16 protein-coding genes are annotated in these 19,289 nt (G+C 67.5%); 5 read left to right on the forward strand and 11 right to left on the reverse strand.

Annotated elements, in window-relative coordinates:
• Positions 1–412 precede the first annotated feature (412 nt).
• On the forward strand, positions 413–3,538 hold the full coding sequence (locus KNN16_RS02435; RefSeq protein ID WP_303898527.1) for a GAF domain-containing protein: 3,126 nt from the start codon (positions 413–415) through the stop codon (positions 3,536–3,538).
• Between the two features lie 71 nt (positions 3,539–3,609).
• Positions 3,610–4,701 carry a hypothetical protein gene (locus KNN16_RS02440; RefSeq protein WP_303898528.1) on the forward strand — a complete coding sequence of 364 codons (1,092 nt, stop codon included), beginning with the start codon at positions 3,610–3,612 and terminating at the stop codon, positions 4,699–4,701.
• Here the strand turns inward: KNN16_RS02440 and KNN16_RS02445 are convergent.
• Positions 4,682–4,930 (reverse strand): DUF433 domain-containing protein, encoded by a 249-nt coding sequence (locus KNN16_RS02445; protein ID WP_303898530.1) that lies wholly within the window; start codon positions 4,928–4,930, stop codon positions 4,682–4,684. The two genes, KNN16_RS02440 and KNN16_RS02445, sit on opposite strands and share 20 nt — an antisense overlap.
• Before the next feature lie 152 nt (positions 4,931–5,082).
• Between KNN16_RS02445 and KNN16_RS02450 the strand changes: the two genes are divergently transcribed.
• From KNN16_RS02450 to KNN16_RS02460, 3 genes are all read left to right on the forward strand, one after another.
• Positions 5,083–6,126: a homoserine dehydrogenase gene (locus tag KNN16_RS02450; protein WP_303898532.1), complete on the forward strand. Its 1,044-nt coding sequence runs from the start codon at positions 5,083–5,085 to the stop codon at positions 6,124–6,126.
• Positions 6,127–6,298: 172 nt separating this feature from the next.
• Positions 6,299–6,607, forward strand: coding sequence for a ribbon-helix-helix protein, CopG family (locus tag KNN16_RS02455; RefSeq protein WP_303898533.1), 309 nt, complete (start codon positions 6,299–6,301; stop codon positions 6,605–6,607).
• Positions 6,585–7,010, forward strand: coding sequence for a type II toxin-antitoxin system VapC family toxin (locus KNN16_RS02460; RefSeq protein WP_303898535.1), 426 nt, complete (start codon positions 6,585–6,587; stop codon positions 7,008–7,010). The genes KNN16_RS02455 and KNN16_RS02460 overlap by 23 nt, the downstream gene beginning before the upstream one ends.
• An 81-nt stretch (positions 7,011–7,091) precedes the next feature.
• Here KNN16_RS02460 and KNN16_RS02465 read toward each other — a convergent pair whose 3' ends face one another.
• The 10 genes from KNN16_RS02465 to KNN16_RS02510 form a co-directional block, all read right to left on the reverse strand.
• The gene (locus tag KNN16_RS02465; protein WP_303898537.1) at positions 7,092–8,636 is read right to left on the reverse strand and encodes a hypothetical protein; all 1,545 of its coding nucleotides are present in this window, start codon (positions 8,634–8,636) and stop codon (positions 7,092–7,094) included.
• Positions 8,637–8,668: 32 nt separating this feature from the next.
• Positions 8,669–9,808: a glycosyltransferase family 87 protein gene (locus KNN16_RS02470; RefSeq protein WP_303898539.1), complete on the reverse strand. Its 1,140-nt coding sequence runs from the start codon at positions 9,806–9,808 to the stop codon at positions 8,669–8,671.
• Positions 9,809–9,864: 56 nt separating this feature from the next.
• Complete coding sequence (locus KNN16_RS02475) at positions 9,865–11,085, reverse strand: glycosyltransferase 87 family protein (RefSeq protein WP_303898540.1); 1,221 nt, start codon at positions 11,083–11,085, stop codon at positions 9,865–9,867.
• Entirely contained in the window at positions 11,082–12,275 is a 1,194-nt protein-coding gene (locus KNN16_RS02480; RefSeq protein WP_303898542.1) for a glycosyltransferase family 87 protein, read from the reverse strand. Before KNN16_RS02480 ends, KNN16_RS02475 begins: the two co-directional genes overlap by 4 nt.
• The gene (locus KNN16_RS02485; RefSeq protein ID WP_303898544.1) at positions 12,260–13,492 is read right to left on the reverse strand and encodes a glycosyltransferase 87 family protein; all 1,233 of its coding nucleotides are present in this window, start codon (positions 13,490–13,492) and stop codon (positions 12,260–12,262) included. Before KNN16_RS02485 ends, KNN16_RS02480 begins: the two co-directional genes overlap by 16 nt.
• Entirely contained in the window at positions 13,489–14,202 is a 714-nt protein-coding gene (locus KNN16_RS02490) for a hypothetical protein (RefSeq protein WP_303898546.1), read from the reverse strand. Before KNN16_RS02490 ends, KNN16_RS02485 begins: the two co-directional genes overlap by 4 nt.
• Positions 14,203–14,281: 79 nt before the next feature.
• Positions 14,282–15,532, reverse strand: a complete 1,251-nt coding sequence (locus KNN16_RS02495; protein WP_303898548.1) for a hypothetical protein — start codon at positions 15,530–15,532, stop codon at positions 14,282–14,284.
• Positions 15,529–16,782, reverse strand: a complete 1,254-nt coding sequence (locus tag KNN16_RS02500) for a glycosyltransferase family 87 protein (protein WP_303898550.1) — start codon at positions 16,780–16,782, stop codon at positions 15,529–15,531. The genes KNN16_RS02495 and KNN16_RS02500 overlap by 4 nt, the downstream gene beginning before the upstream one ends.
• A complete protein-coding gene (locus KNN16_RS02505) occupies positions 16,779–18,050 on the reverse strand; it encodes a glycosyltransferase 87 family protein (protein WP_303898551.1) in 1,272 nt (423 codons plus the stop codon). Before KNN16_RS02505 ends, KNN16_RS02500 begins: the two co-directional genes overlap by 4 nt.
• The gene (locus KNN16_RS02510) at positions 18,047–19,288 is read right to left on the reverse strand and encodes a glycosyltransferase family 87 protein (RefSeq protein ID WP_303898552.1); all 1,242 of its coding nucleotides are present in this window, start codon (positions 19,286–19,288) and stop codon (positions 18,047–18,049) included. Before KNN16_RS02510 ends, KNN16_RS02505 begins: the two co-directional genes overlap by 4 nt.
• Position 19,289 lies beyond the last annotated feature (1 nt).

Here is a 19,289-nt window from a genome sequence, read left to right on the forward strand (position 1 = left end):
CAATCGGCGCGAAGGCCTTCAGCCGATGGTCAGCTTGTGCGCCGAATGAATTCGGCCTCCAGGGGCCTTCGGCCGACGGTCGGCCTGCGCCGACCGGGAGGGGGTTTGGGCGTCGGCGGAGGCCGACGCCTGGCGCGGAGCGCCTGAGGAGTCTGATTTCAATCGGCGCGAAGGCCTTCGAAAGCCCCGGATGTTGCGGCAGGGGGGATTCCGCTCCATACTGGAGGACAAACCATGCGTCGCCCATCGCCTGGGGAACGCGCCGTCGGCGCGCCGGCTTTTCCACAGGAAGGTGTGCCCGCGGGAAACGACCCCCATCGGCGGGGGCGGCTTCAGGACGTCGGGCGGCCGTTGAGGAGGGAGAAGGTTCCCTTCGTGGGTTCCGGCCATCGCGATGGCGGAGGTCCTCCCCATGGATGCAGCACCTGATCAGCTTCATGGGGAACTCCTGCGGCGTCTGGAGGAGCTGGAAGACCGGCTCCGGCGGCTGCAACGGCTCCAGGAGCTGCTCCACCCCCTGGATCAGGCCTGGACCGCAGAGGCTCCCCTCGCCCATGCCCTGGAGATCTGCCGCCGCGCGTGGGGAGCAGACGGCGCCCTCTGGGTCCGCCTGGATTCCCAGGGGCAGCCGATACGCTGGCACGAGGCTCCCCCGGGCAAGCCTCCCTCGGATCTCCTCCCCAGACTGCTCCCTGCCGTCCCGATCGGGATCCTCGGGGCGGCGGAGCGCCTTCCGCAGGCGTTGCGGTTCGCGGAGCCCATCCCCCTGGATCCAGAGGGCAAACGGGTCATCCGCGAGGCGCTGGTCCTTCCCCTTCCGGATCCGTGGGGCGGGGCCAGCGGGCTGATCCTCTGGCGGGAATCGGGGGAAGGGTTCTCCGAGGAGGAGCGGGAGCTGGCTCGCCTCGCCGCCGAGCCCCTCGCCTCGCGGTTCCATCACCTCCACGCCCTGGAGCAGCAGCGCTACCTGAGCCGCACCGTGTTGATCCTCTTCCGGGTCGCCCGGGCCATGGCCGCCAGCCCCGATCTCTCCCGCACCCTCCCCGAGGTGGTCCGCATCATCCGCGAGGAGGCCGGATGGCCGCGGGTGGCCATCTTCGTCCACGAGCCGGCCGCCGGGCAGCTGCGGGCCTGGGCCCGAGAGGGGCACAGCCCGGAGTCGGAGCACTATCCCTGGGTCCTCCCCATCGACCGCGGCATCACCGGGCGGGCGTTCCGGACCGGAGAGCCCCAGCGGGTGCCGGACGTCTCCCGCGATCCGGATTACGTGGTGGGCGATCCGACCACCCGCTCCGAGCTGGCCGTCCCCATCTTCGAAATCGAAGGGGAGAGGCCATGGGGGGTTCTGGACGCCCAGAGCCCCGAACCGTATGCCTTCACGCCGGACGACGAGACCCTGATGCTGGCGGTGGCGGGGACCATCGGCCTGGGCCTGGAAGCGGCGCAGACCTACGAGAGGGTCCGTCAGGAGCGGGCCCGCCTGATCGCCCTCTACGAGGCTTATCTCGCCATTCAGCAACACCCGGAGCCGGAGGAGGCCCTTCAGGAAGTGGCGGAGGCCTTCGTCCGGCTGGGATGGCGCGCGGCGCGCTGCTGGGCTTTCGATGAGTCCGGGAACGTGCTGGCGCAGGGGGAGAGCCGCGGCGCAGCGTCGCTGCGCCATCTGGATCTCGAGCCGTGGTTGCGTAACGATCCTCATCTGGAGCGATACCGGCAGGGTGACTGGCTCTATCTCTTCCCGGCGGAGGGAGCCCCTTCCGCCGGCCGCGCGGTCCTGCCCCTTCGGGACGCCTCCGGCGCCCTGATGGCCCTAATGGAGCTGGAGGCCCCGGCGGAGGCGCAGGCCCTGGGGGAGGCGCTCCGGCGGCCGACGGAGCTGCTGGCGACGCTGCTGCGCATCGCCTTCGATCGCGGCCGTCTGCTCCGGCGCTACGCCCGCAACCTTCGAGAACAAACGATGCTCTACCGGGCGGTGAGCGCCCTGCTGCGCTCCGACGAGCCCGGCCCCATCCTCACCGAGATCGCCGCCGCCCTCTGCGAAGCCCTGGAGGGGACCAGCGCTTACTTCCTCACCGTGGATCTGGAGCGGAGGATCATGCAGGTGGCTGCCGAGTATTACGCGCCGACGGCCAACCCTCTGGAGCGGGTCTCCGACCTGGGGGTGATCTATCGCCGGGAGGAGATCCCTGCCGAGTGGGCGGCCTTAGAGGCGCGGCAGCCCCGCGTGCTCTACGCAGACGACCCGCCGGATCCGTTCGAGGAAGAGCGGGTCCTCCTCCGTCGCTACGGGGGCTGGTCGGTCCTGATGATCCCGCTGTTTGCGGAAGAGGAGCCCCTGGGCGTGGTGGAGGTGTGGGACAGCCGGCGACGCCGGGCCTTTGACGCGGGGGAGCGCGCCATCGCCCAGGCCATCGCCCAGCACGCGGCCCTGGCGCTGCAGCGCGCGCAGCTGCGCGCCCGGCTCCAGCAGGCGAACCGTCGCCTGGAGGCCATCCTCTCCACGATGGAGGACGCCGTGCTCCTCCTGGACGCCCAGGGGCAGATCCTCCAATGGAACGCGGCGGCGCAGCGTCTGCTCGCGGAGGCGGTGGGTTTTCCGCCCGGGAGGACGTTGCCGGATCTCCTGCGCGCGCTGGGGCGGCGGGCCCCCGGGGCCGCCCGGGCCCTCCTTCAGGGCATCCGGCAGCTCCGCCAGGGTCGGGAGGGCTTCCGCATCGAGATCTCCTGGCCCGGGGCCCAGGGCTCCCGGGCCTTCGCCGTCCTCTGCGCCCCGGTCCGGGAGGAGCTCCCGGGGACGGGGAGCGGATGGCTGTTGCTGTTCCGGGACATCACTGCGGAGCGGGAACGGGATGCGTTGCGGGAGGAGATGATCCGGATGCTCATGCACGATCTGCAGAACCCCCTGGGGCCGATCCGCCTGGCCCTGGAGGAGCTGCGCTCCCTCCCCGAGTTGAACCCCGAGGCCCGGCCCCTGGTCCAGGTCGCGCTGCGGGGGCTGGGACGGTTGCATGGCCTGATCGACAGCCTGCTGGACCTCGCCCGCCTGGAGGCGGGGCGCATGCCCCTGGAGCGCCAGCCGCTGGATCTGGGGGAGCTGGCCCGGGAGGCCGTGGAGGAATGGAGCCCGGCCTTCCGACATCGGCGGCTCCGGGTGACCCTGGAGCTCCCCCCGGAGCGGCCCCCGGTGTGGGCGGACCGACAGCTGATGGCGCGGACGCTGTGGAACTTGCTCTCCAACGCGGAGAAGTTCACCCCCGTCGGCGGGGAGATCCGCATCCGCATGGAAGTTCAGGCGGACGCGGTGGTCCTCGCCGTCTTCAACAGCGGCTCCTACATCCCGCCGGAGCAGCGGGAGCGGATCTTCAGCCGGTTCGAGACGCTGCTGGGCCGTCGGGGCCACGGCCTGGGGCTGGCCTTCGCCCGGCTGGCGGTGGAAGCCCACGGCGGGCGCATCGAGGTCGAGAGCGACGCCCGGGGCACCACCTTCGCCATCCGCTTGCCCTTGCGCCCGCCGGACATCGGAGCGGTCCCCGGATGAGGGCGCGCGGGAAAAGCGCGGGCCGGAGATCCCGGATCGGGGGGCGGGCCGCGCTCTGGGCGGCTTTCCTGATGACGCTGGGGAGCATCCCCGCATCGAGCGGGCCGCCCCGGCTCCGCCTGGATCCGCCTCACGCGCCGGCCCCCCGGCCTTCCGTCGTGGGGGTCCACACGCGGGTGACCGATGAGGCGAATCCCGCGCGCATCTACCGCACGTTTCAGATGGCCCGGGCCATGGGCGCGGACTGGGTGGTGGAGTTCTTCCCGTGGCCCTATCTGGAGCCGGCCCCCGGCCGCTTCGATTGGTCCCACAGCGACCTGCGGATCTTCCTGGCCCGGCGGGAGGGGTTGCGGGTCATCGCCCGGCTGGGGATGGTGCCGGCCTGGGCCCGCCCCTGGCGCGCCCCGGCCACCTACCTGGGGCCGGAGGCGGTCCTCCCCTTCGCCCGGTTCGCCGCCGCCTTCGCCGCCCGCTATCGGGATCAGGTGGCCGCCCTGGTGATCTGGAACGAGCCCAATCTCTACATCGAGTGGGGCGATCGGCCGCCGGACCCCGCCTTCTTCGTGGCGGTGATGCGGGCCGTCTACCGGGAGGTGAAGGCGGCCGCGCCGGAGGTGCCGGTGCTGGCCGGCGGGCCGGCGCCCACCCTGGAGGACTCCCCGCGCGCAATGAACGACCTGCGGTTCCTGCGGGAGGTCTACGCGCAGGGCATCGCGGCGTATCTCGACGGCTGGGCGATGCATCCCTACGGGTTCGGGAACCCGCCGGAGGAGCCGCCGGACCCCGGGCGCCTGAACTTCCGTCGTGTGGAGCTGATGCGGGCCCTCATGCGGGCCTACGGGGACGATCGGCCGATTTACATCACGGAGGCCGGCTGGAACGAAGCGCCCGAATACGATCACGGCCTCCCGCCGGAGGTGCGGGCGGATTACACGGTGCGCGCCTATGAATACGCGCGCCGGAACTGGCCGTGGTGCCCGGTGGTGGCCATGTGGGCGCTGCGCTATCCCTGGCGGGAGGACCCCATCCTGGAGGGCTACGCCTTCCTGGACCTGGACTTCCGACCCCGGCCGACCTACGAGGCGGTCCGCCGCTACACCCAGGCCCTGCGCGAAGCCGACGAAAGGGGCGCGCCGTCCGGGCCTACGCCGGGCGCTCCGTGAGGGGCACGAACGAGATGTCCGCCAGGGCCTTCGCTGCGAACAGCAGGCACGCCCGGATATCCTCCCGGGTCAGCCCCGGATATTCCCGAAGGATCTCCTCCACGGTCGCTCCGCTGGCCAGCAGACTTAGGATGTGCTCCACCGTGAGCCGGGTCCCCCGGATCACCGGCTTCCCCGTCATCACCCGTGGATCCACAGCGATCCGCGCCAGCAACTCCTCTTCCGTCATTCCTGTCCTCCTGAGCACGGCTCGCACTGGTTCCACAAAGAGGACCTGCCGGGTCGTCCCCACCGGTCGGCAGGCCGGATCCTCGAAGCCGCGCCCTCGGCGGTCATGTTACACTCGTTTCCACAACCCCTTTCCTGAGGAGGTCTTCGACGATGGCCCTGGTTCAGCGGGTGGCGTTGATCGGGTTCGGGGCGGTGGGGCGCGCCTTCGCCCGGCTGCTCCTGCGCAAGCGCGAGGAGATCCTCCAGCGCTATGCGGTGGACATGCGGGTCACCGGGATCATCACCGCCCGCCGGGGGGCGGCCTGGGATCCCGAGGGGCTGGATCTGGCCGCGGCCCTGGAAGTGACCGAAGGGGGCGGGGATCTGAGCGCCCTGAGCCGGAGCCCGGCGCCCCGGGAGACCCTGGACTTCATCGAGAAGTGCCCCGCCGACGTGGTGGTGGAGATCACCGTCCTGGATCCCCGCGCCGGGCAGCCGGCCACCGATCACGTGCGGGCCGCCCTGCGCGCCGGCCGCCACGTGGTCACCGCCAACAAGGGCCCCCTGGCCTTCGCCTACCGGGAGCTGCGGGACCTCGCCCGCTCCCGCGGTCGGGCCTTTCTCTTCGAGTCCACGGTCATGGACGGCGCCCCGCTCTTCAGCCTGGTCCGCGAGGGGCTGCCGGCCACCCACATCCTGGGCTTCCGCGCCATCCTCAACAGCACCACCAATTTCATCCTCACCCGGATGGAGGAGGGGATCCCCTTTGAGGAGGCTGTGCGGCAGGCCCAGGCCATCGGCATCGCCGAGGCCGATCCATCGAACGATATCGATGGATGGGACGCGGCGGTCAAGACCTGCGTGCTGGCCAACGTGTGGATGGACGCGGACTTGCGGCCGGATGCGGTGGAGCGGACCGGCATCCGGGGGATCGGGCCGGAGGACCTGGCGGCGGCGCGGCGGGAGGGGCGGCGGATCAAGCTGGTGTGCACGGCGGAGCGTTCGGCGGACGGGGCGGTGCGGGCCCGGGTGGCCCCGGAGGCCGTCCCTCTGGAGGACCTGCTGGCCCACGTGCGGGGGACCTCCTCCGTGATCACCCTGCGCACGGACACCCTGAAGCAGCTCACCCTCATCGAGCACGAGCCTGAGCCGGCCCAGACGGCCTTCGGCATCCTGGCCGACCTCATCGCCATCGCGCAAGGTCGCTGGGCGTAAGGCAGGAGGTGAACGCAGGCCAGTGCGGCTCGTGATTCGAAGGTTCAGCCGCCCGGCCTCGTCCTGAAGTCCATGGGCAACCGGGTTACAATTTCCATCTGGACCCCTTCGTCGGGTTGTGAGAATGGATACAGCGATCGGCCCATCTGTATGGAATGAGAGGGGGAAAGCGATGCGAGATCGGATGCATCGGGTGCAGATCCGACTCACCCCAGAGCAGCATCGACGCCTCCGGATGCTGGCGGACCAGCAGCGGCGCAGCCTTTCCGATCTGGTGCGAGAGCTCCTGGACCAGGCGCTGGCCGTTCACAAGCCCTTTGCACGCGACGTGCAAGATCGGCTGGAACGCATCGAGCAAGCTCACAGGATCGCCACGCGTGTCCTGCATGAGCGAGGCGGTCTTCCGATCGAAGCGGATATCAGTGCTTTGATCCGTGAGATTAGGGAGGAACGATTCAATGACCTCGACAGCAGTTATTGATGCGAACATCGCAATCTATGCAGTGCTTCCTAGTCCTTTTCATCAGGCTGCTATCTCGCTATTGCGGCGTCTGGTGGAAGAAGGGATTGTCATTTATGTTCCTCACTTATGGCTTTGTGAAGTGGGAAGCGGAATTCGCAAGATTGCTACCCTTACTCGGTTGCCTGAGGAGCAAAAGATCCTTCAAGCCGCTTTTGATTTGCCTGTGGAGATCGCTGATGAGGATTATGATCTCTATTTTTCGGCGTATACAATTGCAAAAGAATTAAATCAGAAAACGATATATGATGCTATTTACATCGCATTGGCAAATCGAGTTAACGGTGTATTCTTCACCGCTGACCGTTCTCTTTATCATAATTGCAGGAATAAAAGGATTGGGAATGTCTATCTTCTGGAATAAAGGTTGAGAGTTCTTGGGCGAGATTGTCTTTGTGGAGCTCGAATGTCGTTAAGATATTCCGGGTTTGTGATTTCATTTGCTTTATCTGGGCCTGCGTGGTCCTCGAACGTGGCTTCCTCGACGTGAAGGCTGGGATGACCCGCCGGGTCGCCCCTGTCGGATCCGCCACACCTGGGCCCGCGCCCCTTCGAACTCCTTCTCCCAGCGGGGATCTTCCTCCAGGGCCCGGGCCAGCTCCTCCTGCAGAACTTTGTCGATCAGCAGGCGATCGACCCCGTAGCGTGTGAGCCGCTCGTGGTAGCGGGACGCGTGAGAGATGCGGACGTAGTCCAGCCACAGCTCGTAGGGGTAGAGCTCCACCCGGGGGTCCACGAAAACTTTCTGCTCCGGCATGGCCCAGATCAGATAGCTGCCATAGCCCATCTCGTTGAACAGGCGCCCGCCGGGGTGCGCCCGGAGGTATTCCACCGCGTCCACCGGCGTCTCGACCCCGACCAGGGGCCCGACGGGGTGCCCCCGCCACACCTGTCGCCAGTAGGCCTCCGGCAGGGGGATCCGCTCCACCCACCAGGGCTGCACGGCGAGGACCGGCAGGAAGAGCAGGGCGGCGAGGAGGGCGTTCAGCGGGCGGGGCGGGGGGCTGGGCCAGGGCCACGGCGGCAGGGCCCCGGCCAGCAGCCGGGCCAGGATGGGGGCGGCCACCATCCCGAACCAGATCACATAGCGCTGGCCGTTCCAGGCCAGCCAGAGGAAGGCGACGATCAGCAACGCCTCGGTGGGGGAGAGACGGTAACGGGAGCAGGCGAGGGCCAGCAGCAACACCAGGATGCTCCCGTAAAACGTGACGTTGGCGATCCCGTGGGGTGTGGGGGAGGCCCATTCCACCACCAGGGTCTGGCTGGGCCGGTCGGTGAGCAGGCGGTGGACGTAGCCCAGGATCCCGATGCCCTGCGGGTTGAGGAGCAGGGCCAGCAAGGCGAGAGCGGCGGCGCCCGCCAGGGGGCGCAGGGTGGAGAGCGGGCGCTGCCCGAGGAGCGCCTCCAGGGCTCCGCCGGCGAGGAAGAGGAGCAGCAAGGCCGGGCCCAGGATGAAGGCCCCATGGACGTTGACCCAGAAGGCCATCAGCGGGGGGAGGGCGAGGAGAGCCTTCGGGCGCAGGGCGCCCTCCCGGAAGCGGGACAGGAGGAGATAGAAAACCGCGAAGGGCACCCAGGACCAGATCTGGGGGCGCAGCACCAGGTTGTTGAGGGACATGCCGGCGGCCAGCGTGAGGGCCAGGGCGGCCAGGCGGCCGGAGCCGCCCCGCCGCCTCGCCTCCCATCCGATGAGGGCGAAGGCCGCGAGGGCCAGCAGGTTGCGGGCGAAGGTGGGGAGCGGAAGCCCCCCGGCCCGATACAGCAGGGCGAGGAGCGCCTCCCCCAGCCAGGCCCCGTAGGTGAAAGGCGCATCCGGCGGCAGGGTCCAGCCGAACATGTTCGTGGCCGGGATGCGCCGCTCGTCGAGGATGAGCGTCCCGATCTTCAGATGCCACCAGAAATCGTTCGGGGGCAGCGGCACCAGCGAGACCAGCACCCCGAAGGCCGCCAGAACCACCATCAGCCAGAGGAGGTCGATGGAAGCGCTCATCCTGTGGGCCTGCATAGCGTTTCCTTTTCTCCTTACTCCGGAGGATACTTCGGCATCGCAGCGCCGCGTTGGGCCAGGAGGGCCCAGCCCAGCAGCGCTGAGCCTGCCCAGAAGTAGAAGATCTGAGACATGGAGGTAAACAGGAGGACCCCGTCCAGGATCCCATATGCCAGAATCAGTCTGAGGCGTCGGGGCGCAGGAGAATGCGAAATCAGATGGTAGAAGGCGGGGATCAGACCGACGAGCGCCAGCGTGAGGTCGAAGGTCCAGCCGTATGCCGCCGTTGCCAGGGAGATCAGCGTCCACAAGGGGATCTCCGGGATGGAAGGGCGATAGCGCAGCCAGAGCCCCAGGCCGACGAGCGGGGGAAGGAACTGGAGGACCACATACGAGGGGCCGATCAGCAATCTCAGAAAGCCCCCCAGGGTCGCGGTGGCCCAATCGGCGGGCGGGTAATGTCGCCAGGCGTGGAGATACTGGGCGAAGACCGGGGGGTGCAGGAGCCCGGAGAGGGCGGAGGCCCCGGCCGCGGCGGCGAACAGCCCGAGGGCGAAGCCGGGCTTCCGCTGCCGGACGGATTCGGCCAGCAGCGTCAGGAGCACAAGATAGACCAGGTGGGGCTTCACCAGCAGGAGGGCGGACCAGAGTCCGGCCCGGAAAGGATGGCGCGGGAACGCGCGCATCGCCTCAACCAGGGCGGGCAGCATCAGCGGCGTGATCTGCCCGGCTTTGAGGGCGTGGAGCGCCGGCGCGAAGGTGAAGACCAGGGCCCAGACCCCCCACGGCCGCGCGAGCGCGATGCGGAGGGAGCGACTCAGTTGCGTTCCGCCCCATGCGAGGGCTGCCATCTGAAGGAGAAACCATAGGCTGCGGGCGAGAGGATAGGGCAACGCGCCGAAGGGGGCGAGGAGCGCCAGGACCCATGGGGGGTTCCACAGCATGACGGCTTCCTCCAGCGGGCGTCCGGCTTCCCGTTCGAGGCGGAGCACCTGTTCCGGATCGTAGGGGTTGCCGCCGGCGAGGGTCAGACGGCCGGCCGCCCAGTATTCCACGAAATCATCCACCCGGATGAAGCCGGGCGAGGTGAGGACACGTCCCAGGAGGATGACCCATGCGATCCCCGCCATGAGCAGGAGGGGCCAGCGGATCACGCGGTAGATTCGAAGCGCCATAGCGATCCGCCTCCGGGCAGGTTTCCACGATCCGCGGCGCGCAGGGCGTCCTCGCTTCAGCTTACAAACGCATTTTTCATTTTCCTGTATGTTAGAAACCTGCGAAACATGAGATATTTTATGGATATAATCCACGGCATCCAGATTTGGCTGACATCTCCCCAGAAATATGGGTAGGCGAAGAGATACGTGAAAAATCCAAGCAGGTTGATCCCGATCATTGACGCCGCATATCCGCCGATTGCAAAGGCGGGTTTCGATGCCTGAGCGATGGCTGCGGCTACCTGAAGGAGGGGCCACATCATCAGCACCCAATCGAAGCTCCATCCGTAGGGCGATGTGAGGATCGAGGCGATGATCAGCGGGGGCATCTCGTCCATCCAGCTCCAGCGCGCTCGCCGGGCGCGCCAGCGCCAGGCCGCCCAGGCCATGCCCGGGATCATGGGGAGGAAGCTCAGCCAGGCGCGATCCAGGCCCAGCAGCAGCCGCAGCATGAAGCCGGTGGTCGGGGTTGCCCACCCCAGAGGCGCGTGAGAGCGCATGGCCTGGAGATAATGTGGAAGAACATGGGGATTCAGGATCCATGCAATGGCGGTGGCGATCCCCAATCCCAGCGCGGAGATCCCCACGGCTGCCCCGAAACGCTGGCGCCACGCCCATAGCAGGTAGACCAGCAATACCAGATAAACCAGGTGGGGTTTCAACAGGAGCGGAAGGAGGGCAAGGCCGGCGCCGATGGGAGAGTTTCTTTCCAGAGAGATCACCAGCCCGATCAACCCGAGCAGGATCAGCCATCCGATCTGACCTTTAAGCCACATCGTCAGCGTGGGGAAAAAGAAGAACCCCAACACCCATGCGATCCATATCCTGGAAGATGGGCCGGCATAGCGTCTCCAGATCCATGCGAAGCTCGCCGCAAGGGAGATCAGGCTGAGCCAGAACCAGAGGGCGCGAGCGATGGGATACGGTAGAAGGGCGAAGGGAAAGAGCGCGGCAAAGGCATATGGGGCATACCACATGAGCGCCACGGCTTCCTGGGGGATCGGCTCGTGGCCGATATCCTTGAGGATGCGGTTGAGATCCCCGAGGGAATAAGGGTTCCCTCCGGTTCGGTGGAGGTAGGCCGATCCCCACAGGATACCGAAGTCGTCGTCTCTCCGCAGGGCGGGCGCGTCGAACAGCGAGGCCGTGGCCCCGACCAGGATGGCGAGGCCCGCGGCGACCAGGAGCAGCTTCAGCAGCCCGCCCATCCGCATCGACACGCGCAGGTTGTTCATCCGCCCACCTCTTCGCGAAGCGAACGCTTCACCTCGCCTCCGGCCGCGGTGAGGGCTGGCAGCGTCCATTGTATCCCCCAGCCGATGCGGCGGGCCATCCAGGCGGTGAGGGGCGCTCCGAGGAAGAAGGCGATCCAGACCAGGGCGAAGGCCGCGCGCAGGGCCGGGCGGGCGGCGGGGGCGTGCTCCCAAAGCAGGAGGGCCGGGAGCAGCAGGATGGACCAGTCGTAGATCATCGCGTGCGGGGTCAGATACACGGTGAGGACCACCGCGGCGGCAAAGCGCAGGGGGTCCTCCCGATGGCGACGCCAGAAGCGGAAGGCAGCCCCGGCCGCCATCAGGGCGGAGAGGAGGGCGAGGGCATCGGCCAGGCGGGGCTGCCCCGGCAGCAGCAGCCGCCAGAACCCCCGTGGGCTGTGCAGATGCCAGAGGGGGAATTCCTTCCAGCCCGGAAGGTCCGGGTAGACCGATTGGACCAGGTCCAGATACGCGCGGGTGGCCTCCGGGAGCAGGAGCCCGGAGAGGGCGGCGAGGGCGGCTCCGGTGAGGAAGAGCCCGAGCAGGGCGCGGCGGCCCCGGGGGCCTTCCGCCAGGTAGAAAAGCAGAAGCCCGAGGAGCAGGTGGGGCTTATACAGCAGCAGGCCGGAGAGGGCGCCGGCGGCCATCGGGCGGTTTCGCTGCCACAGGAGCCAGACCCCGGTGAGGAGGGCCAGGCTGAGGAGCCCGTTCTGCCCGAAGCTCACCGAGGCGAAGACCGGGAGGAAGGTGAGGGCCCAGGCGGTGGCCTGAAGAAAGCCGGCGGGCCGGAGGGCTCGCAGGCTGAGGGCGAGCAGCAGGAGCTGCAGGGCGCTCCAGATCGCGAAGCTGATCGGGTAAGGCGGAAGGGAGAGCGGAACGAAGAGGAGGGCGAAGAAGGGCGGGTTGAGGAAGGCGTGATAGGCCGGGAGGTGGGGCCCGATGATCGCCCGCTCGGCGGCCAGCTGGGCCTCCGGATCGTAGAGGCGGGCCGCCTGCCCATAGCGGATCATCCATCCAGCGGCATAAAACTGGAGGTAATCCGTCCCGATCACCTGGCCGGCGAGGTCCAGGTTTCCGGAGCCGCCGAGCCCGCTCAGGAGCCATCCGCCCCACAGGGCGATCCCGGCGATCCAGGCGTAGCGCAGGCGGGCAGGGATCAGAAGCCGGGCCATGGGGGAGGGGTCCTCCTCAGATTGGGTTGGAGAAGGCCCTCTCGGGCCATCGCGATCAGCACCCCGATGGGCAGCAGGGAGGGGAGGGCAAGGCGGGTGAGGGCACCGAGGAACGGCATGAAGAGTCCCCCCAGGTACACTCCGATCGCTGTCTGGAGCCACCGAGGGGAAGGACGGGCAGCGGCCCACAGGGCCAGGATGGGCGCGAGCAACATCAGATCATGCAGCAGGGCATACGGAAAGGCCAGGAGTGGGTAAAGGAGGGCAAGCATCCAGGCGGGGGCCTGTTGCTCCCGGGGCAGGTTCCGCAATGGGGCGGCGATGCGGGCGAGCCCGAGCCCCATCAACAGGAGCCCGAGGGCGGAAGCAGCCTGCAAAGCCGGCTGGGCCTCGGAGGGCAGGAGGGTGGCAAGCAGGCCATACGGTGTGATGAGGGCGAACGCCGGGAAGCCCTCCACCCACGGGAGCGAGAGCAGGAGGGAACTTCGAGCCAGGTATTCTCCATAGAGCGGACCTCCTCCGCTGAGGAGGCTCAGCCCGAGCCACAGGGAGGCCATCGCCCCGAAGGCGGCGAGGGCCCGAAGCTCCTTCCACGTGATCCACAGGATCAGGAACCCGATCACGAACTGGGGCTTGTAAAGCATCAGCCCGGCAATCAGGCCGGCGAGCGCCGGCCGTCCAGCCTGACTGCTGATCAGCAGCCATGTTGCCAGCCAGAGCGTAAGCCCGTGGTTCTGCCCCACCCGCCAGCCGGCCACGAACGGGAAGAAAGAAAGCAACAGCACGGGGATGGGCGGGAGGGCGCTTGCAGCCTGACGGACATCCTCCGGGAGCAGCTTTCGGAGGCCCGCGGCGGCGTGCAACGTCCAGGCCAAGGTGAGCCCGTTCCACAGGACGAAAGCGCTCTTCAGGGGGAGGAGCGTGAGGAGGCCGCAGGCCATGGCGACATAGGGCGGGCTGATGAATGGGTTCAGGCCCGGATAGGGGGTCGGGGCGATCAGCATCGCCTGGATCTGGGCTTGGAACATCGGATCATACAGGCGCGTCGGGTGGTGACGGTAGAGGAGCCCCGCGCCGTAGAGGGTGATGAAATCGCTGCCCAGGATCGGACCCAGACCGCTCTGCCAGCCCTGACGGGTGAGGACCTCTCCAGCCCATACCCCCCACAGGGCAGCGCCGATCAACCATGGATACACCCGCAAACGTTTCCCGCTCACCAGGCCATCCTTTGAGCTGTGCCTCGCGTTCCCATCCATTGCGTTCCCACGCAGGTCAGGCGCAGGATCTCCACGTCTTCATCGGCGTATTCGAGGCGGGCGCAACGGGGGGCGAAGCGAACGCGGAGGAATTCGTCGCTGCGCCGCACCCAGCCTCCCGGGTCGTGGTTCAGGAGCCATTTCATGGTGCCGTGATGGATCCAGAGATGGGTGATTCTCATCTGAGCCAGACGGCGAGCGGCTGCCTCCGGATCGAAGTTCGTTGCCCATACGATGCGCGGCCAGGTGAAATGATCAGTCTCCGGGAAGCACTGGCTCGGGCAATAGTAATGGCGCGTGTCGCCGATCAACAGGACCCGTTCCTCCGGGCTCAGGCGAGCGCGCGCCCATTCCATCGCCCGGTAGCCGCTGAGGCTCCGGCGCAGATAATCCGCCCGGCTCTCCGTGCCGAGGGCCACGGCCCATGGGCGGGAGGCCATCATCACGATCTGCCCTCCCATCACCAGCAGGGCCAGCAGCGCCAGCTGCCCATAGATCATCGCTCCCGCGCCGAGACGATGCAGCCGGCTCCGGTTCGGATGAGAGGATACGGCCGCCGCGATCCCGATGCCCCAGAGGGCCAATGAGGGGAGGAGGTAGCGGATCCCTGGTGGCCCAAGAACCCACAGCAGCGCCCGCGCCCCGGCCAGCCCGATCACTTCCGTCGGCATCCACCTTGCGAACAGAGCGCTGATGAACAGTCCTGGGAGTGCGATCCACGGTAAAGTCACATAATCGATTTTTTCTGGATCAAAAAAAAGACCAAATCAGAAATTTTAATCTATAAACCCCATACTGCCCCCTTGAATTTATGTATTCATTATATAAATAATTCCAAAAATTGATCTCCGGATCGTTCGATTTAAGACCTGCTGGGAACAGAGGAGTTCCAAACCAGACGGCGTTTTTGAGATACCAGGGAGCTGCCAGGAGCAGGGTCAGGATCAGATAGCGCATCAGCCTCTTCATCCGACCTGGGAGATCGGCAGGGAAGCCCCGCCAGAGCCAGAACCCGTTCCCCGCCACCAGGACCGGCAGAGAGGAGAACTTGGCTCCTATGGCCAGCCCCGTCCAGATCCCGGCGGCGTGGAGCCATCCCGGATCCCGCCGCTCGGAGGATCGGAGCAGGGCGCCGAAGGCCATCAGCTCCAGGCATGCAGCGGGGATATCCGCCAGAGCGGATGGCATCAACCGGAAGGTCAGGGCCGGCATGGTCAGCAGAAAGGCGGGGGCGGTCCATGCCAGCGCTCCGGCATACGTTCGGGCCAGGCAGCAGGCGAGGCCCAGGAAAGCGACGCCAAAGGTCCAGTGCAGAAGCTGGGGGACGGTGTCGTCTCCCAGAGCCATAGGGATCGCATACAGCATGCTGGGCGCGAAAGCGTAGTTGGCCGGCCAGTTATGCGGATCCGGGTAAACGCGCCCGGCCATCAGAAACTGTCGCGGCGCTTCCAGATGATACCATAGAGCATCATAATGAGTAGGCGGGGCCAGTGCGAGCAGGAAACTGAACCCCAGCAGGGTGATCATCAGCCAGCCCCCCCATCGCGCCGTCGAGGGAGCTTTCCCCAAACCGGCGAGCGCGATGCGGAGCGCTCCGATGATCTCCCGGGCGGCCGCCTCCATGTCCTGGCGCAGATACAAGGCCAGCCCCAGGATCAACCCGGCGATGATCGGCGGGCGGAGCAGGCCCAGCAACCCCAGGACATATACGGGATACCCCAGCAGGATCAGCCCGGTCGGTATGCTCCAGAGCAGCCGCTCTCCCTCGGGCAGATCCGACAGCCGGAGCCGCCGGAGCCCATGCGCTCCCAGCGCAGTGCCCTCCAGGGTCAGATATCCCCAAAGCAGAAGGGCGAACCCCGTGTCCGCCAGGGCCGCCAGTCCGGTATGGGTGGAGGGAGCGGGCGGCAGCGGCCGCTGAAGCCCCCACGCCGCCAGCCCGCCTCCCACAAGGAGAGGCCAGACGCGTATCCAGCGGCGAACTCTCATAACGGCCTTCATGTGCTTGCTCCTGATCCGTTGTTCGCTCGGAGCTCCGAAGCGGCCCGGAGGAACAGCCCGATGAGGAACAGCCGTGTGAAGCTCAGAAGCAGGGCGACGCTCATGTAAGGAGCGCTGCTCGCCGTGAGAGCGCCATAACTGAGGGCGATGGTGAGCGGGAAGATCCCGATCCCGAACATCCAGCGGGTCAGCGGGCGAAGCCGGTCGCTCTGGAGGGCGAGGGCCAGCAGGGGCATGAACAGATAGATGTGATAGTTGATCCATGAGACCGGCCAGAGAAGCAGCCCCAGGCTGAGCCAGAAGCCGCACTCAATCAGCAGCGGCAGCGTCCGCTGCCGTCGGACCCATACCCCAGCAAAGAGCAGGAGGAGCAGTGCGACCGGGAGATAGATCAGACGCGGGGGCAGAATAAGCTGCGGATACAGAAGCCCGTAGAACCAGATCCCCTTCTCATCCAGCACCGGTGGCCCTGCCAGGGCCCACAGCCCGGCCAGTAGAGAGTTATTGGCAGGCATGAACATTTCCATGGCCCTTTCGTAGTCAGGAAGATGCCGGAGCAGGAAGATCCAGCCCTCCAGGCCCACCCACAGGGTTCCCCAGAGCCCGCTGAGGAGAAGCCCCGCAGCCAGGCCCTCCGCCACCGGTCGGCCCTCTCGTCTCAGCCAGGGCACCGCGGCGAAGATGAGGAAGCCTTTCAGGGCCACGGCCCAGCCGAGCCAGAACCCTCCCCAGCGCGGCCGACCCTCCAGCAGGGCGACGAGGCTCAGGTTCATCAGCGCCCAGGCCAGGAGGTCCACGTTGCCCAGCAGCAGCACGTGCCATATCGCCGGCCACAGCCCGAGGGCGAACCAAACCGGCAGAGGAGACGTCCCCAGCGCCCGCGCGATCCGCCAGCCCGTCCACCCGATCAGCAGCAGGCTCAGGGCCAGCCACATCGCATACGCGATAGACATAGGAAAGAGAGCCAGCGCCCGGAAGAGAGGCAGGACGATGGGCTGATAGAGCAGCAGGGGGGCGGTGCGTTCCAGGCCCGGCGGCAACCGGAGGCCCAAGGCCGATCCGATCTGCATTGGCCAGGAGGGATCCGTGAACCGTCCTCCTTGCTGAAGGAAGCGGGCCAGGAAGTCATGCTGGAAGAAATCCACCGCTTGATATGGGAACAGGCTGAGCTTGTAGCCGGCCAGGATCGCTTCCCAGCCGATCAGGACGCTGAGCAGGAGTCGGAAGATCCAGCGCTCCCATGCGCTCATGGACGCCTCCGGATCCGCAGGAAAGGCACGATCGTCCATCCGAGCACGATCAGGTGGAGGATGAAAAACAGCCGTCCGGCCAGGAAGCTGACCACGCCGCCCTCCGGAAGCGGAACCCGCAGGGCCTCCAGGAGGATCACCAGGAAGGGCAGGGCGGCCGGGAGAAGGCCCCAGGCCAGCAAGAACGAACGGGGCAGGGATCCTTCTCGGACGGCGCGCAACAGGGAGGGCATCAGGCCCATGGCGGTATGGGCGTGGGCGTGCCAGGAGGCGGTGAACGTGGCGGCGAGGGTGCCGGCCAGAAGCCGGGCGCTCCGGTCCTCCCCGACCTCCCCGGCCCGCCGCCAGGCGATCAGGACCGGCAAGGCGGTCAGCGCCATCGCGAGGCCGATCCCGGTCCAGAGCAGCGTGTCCGGCAGGGCGCCGCGTAGCCACACGCCGAGGGCCCGCCAGTTCATCATCGTCTCCGCGCCCACCACAGCGGCGGCCAGGGCAGGATGGGGCGCGGCGAACCCGCTGATCCATCCCCACCATTCCCGAAGGCCCGAAGGCCCGCTGAGGGCGAGGGAGAGCAGGAGGATCAGGCCGGCGGAGGCGCCGAATCCTATCAGCGTCTTCCACCGGCCGGCGAGGGCGAGGCCGGGCAGCAGCAGCACCAGCGTCTGCGGCTTCAGCAGGAGCCACCCCAGCCAGAGGCCGCTGCGGAAATCCGCCCGGGCTTCCTGATGGATCTGGAAGCGGGCGAGTCCCAGCGAAAGCCAGGCGTTCACCTGCCCCCACAGCACGTTCATGAAACTCGGATAGGCGAGCAACATCAGGGCCAGCAGCGGCCCTCGCTCCGTCGGCGGGAAGGATCGGAGGATGGGGCGCAGGGCCAGGAAGAGGAGGAGCAGGCTGCTGATGGACCAGAGGGCGAAGGCGACCTCGGGGGGGAGGAGGGTGAGAGGGATGACCGGAAGGAGGAAGGCGGGCAGGAACACCATCGGGATGAACACGCATGGGGCCTGGGAGCCGGCTCTGCGACAGATGGCCTCCTGAAAGGGAAGGGCGCGCTCCGGATCATAAATGGCTGAGAACCCATGCGCCCGGGCCACCTGGGCAGCGGCGTAAATGGCCCGGAAGTCTCCCCCGAGGATCGGGAACAGACCGACGATCCGGAGGCCCCCGATGAAGTAAAGGGCCTCCAGGAGGGCGAGGGCGAACAAGGCCAGGGAGAGCGCCCGGGCTGAGGGGGATGAACGACGAGGCACTTCCTCACCCCGGTTCATCGCAATCCCCCTGTTTGCCGGCACGGGCTCTCTCTCAACACGAAGCATCCTCCTATCAACGCCAGGTTGCCCAGGATGACGCTCCAGTTCGTACCCAGGGCGAACCGCTCGATCAGCCAGAGGAGGGGAAACCCCAGGGCGATCCCCTCGAAGGCCCGAAGGAGGCCGGAGGCCGGGCGGGCGCCTCGAAGATACGCGTAGCCCGCGATCCCCGGGAGGGCCAGCAGCAACCCATCCTGTGGGTTCGCATGGGGGCTGAGGAAAAGGCCCAGGGCCATGGCGCCGCTGAACTGGCGGTCGAAGTCCGCTTCCCCGGCCGGTCGCGATCCCCGCCCGAGGGCGACGATCGCAACCATCCCAAGGGCCAGGCCGAGGGCGGAGAGGGCGTTGATCCACACGCCGTGGCCCGGCCCCAGCAGGCGCGTCAGGGTGCCTTTCAGGTTGACCATGGCCTCCGGGTCGATCCCCTGACGCCCGAAGGCGGTCGCCGCTTTCCCGAGCACAATGAGGTAATCCGCCCAGATCGCCGGGCCCAGGGCCCATGCGGAGATCCCGACCAGCAGTGCCACGGCCCCGAGGAAGGTGCTTAGGGCCCGCCATTTCCGTATTGTGAACAACAGTAACGCGGGGAACAAAACAGCCTGAGGTCGCACACTGGCCAGCGCCAGATAGAAACCGGCTGCTCCCTCCCGTCCCGTCCGGAGGGCCCGGTAAAACCCCCACAACGCGACCACTGTCCACACCGTGGAGGCTCCCAGCAGGAACGAGAAGAGCACGCCCGGGAGGGCGGCCACGGCGCTCACGGTCAGGGCCCGGGCGGTTCCGCCCCACGGGCGGGCCCATCGGCCCAGGTCCCACAGGAACCCTGCCCAGATCAGGGCGTTCAGCGCCGTCCAGACTCCGAAGGCGACGGGGAGCGGCAACGCGGCGAGGGGACTCAGCAGCAAGGCCCCATACGGCGGGTGATGATAGGGCAACAGGCCGTCGTAGAGATGCCGGCCGCTCAGGAGGGCGCGCTGCCGCCGGCCCTGCAGGTCCAGGTCATACAGCGCCGCGCCGTGCCCCTCCCGGATCAGGAGAGCGCCCGTATAGTAGTCGGTGAAGTCCGCTCGCCAGGTCTCCCCCCGGGCGAAGGCCATCCCCACCAGCCCGGCGTAGCTCAGGGCCAGGCCCAGGTGAACGGCCAGGATCAGCGCATGGATGCGTGGGGGGCGCGGTCGGACGGGCAGGCGCTTCATG

The sequence above is a fragment of the Thermoflexus hugenholtzii genome (genome assembly GCF_018771565.1).
Classification (GTDB): Bacteria; Chloroflexota; Anaerolineae; order Thermoflexales; family Thermoflexaceae; genus Thermoflexus; species Thermoflexus hugenholtzii_A.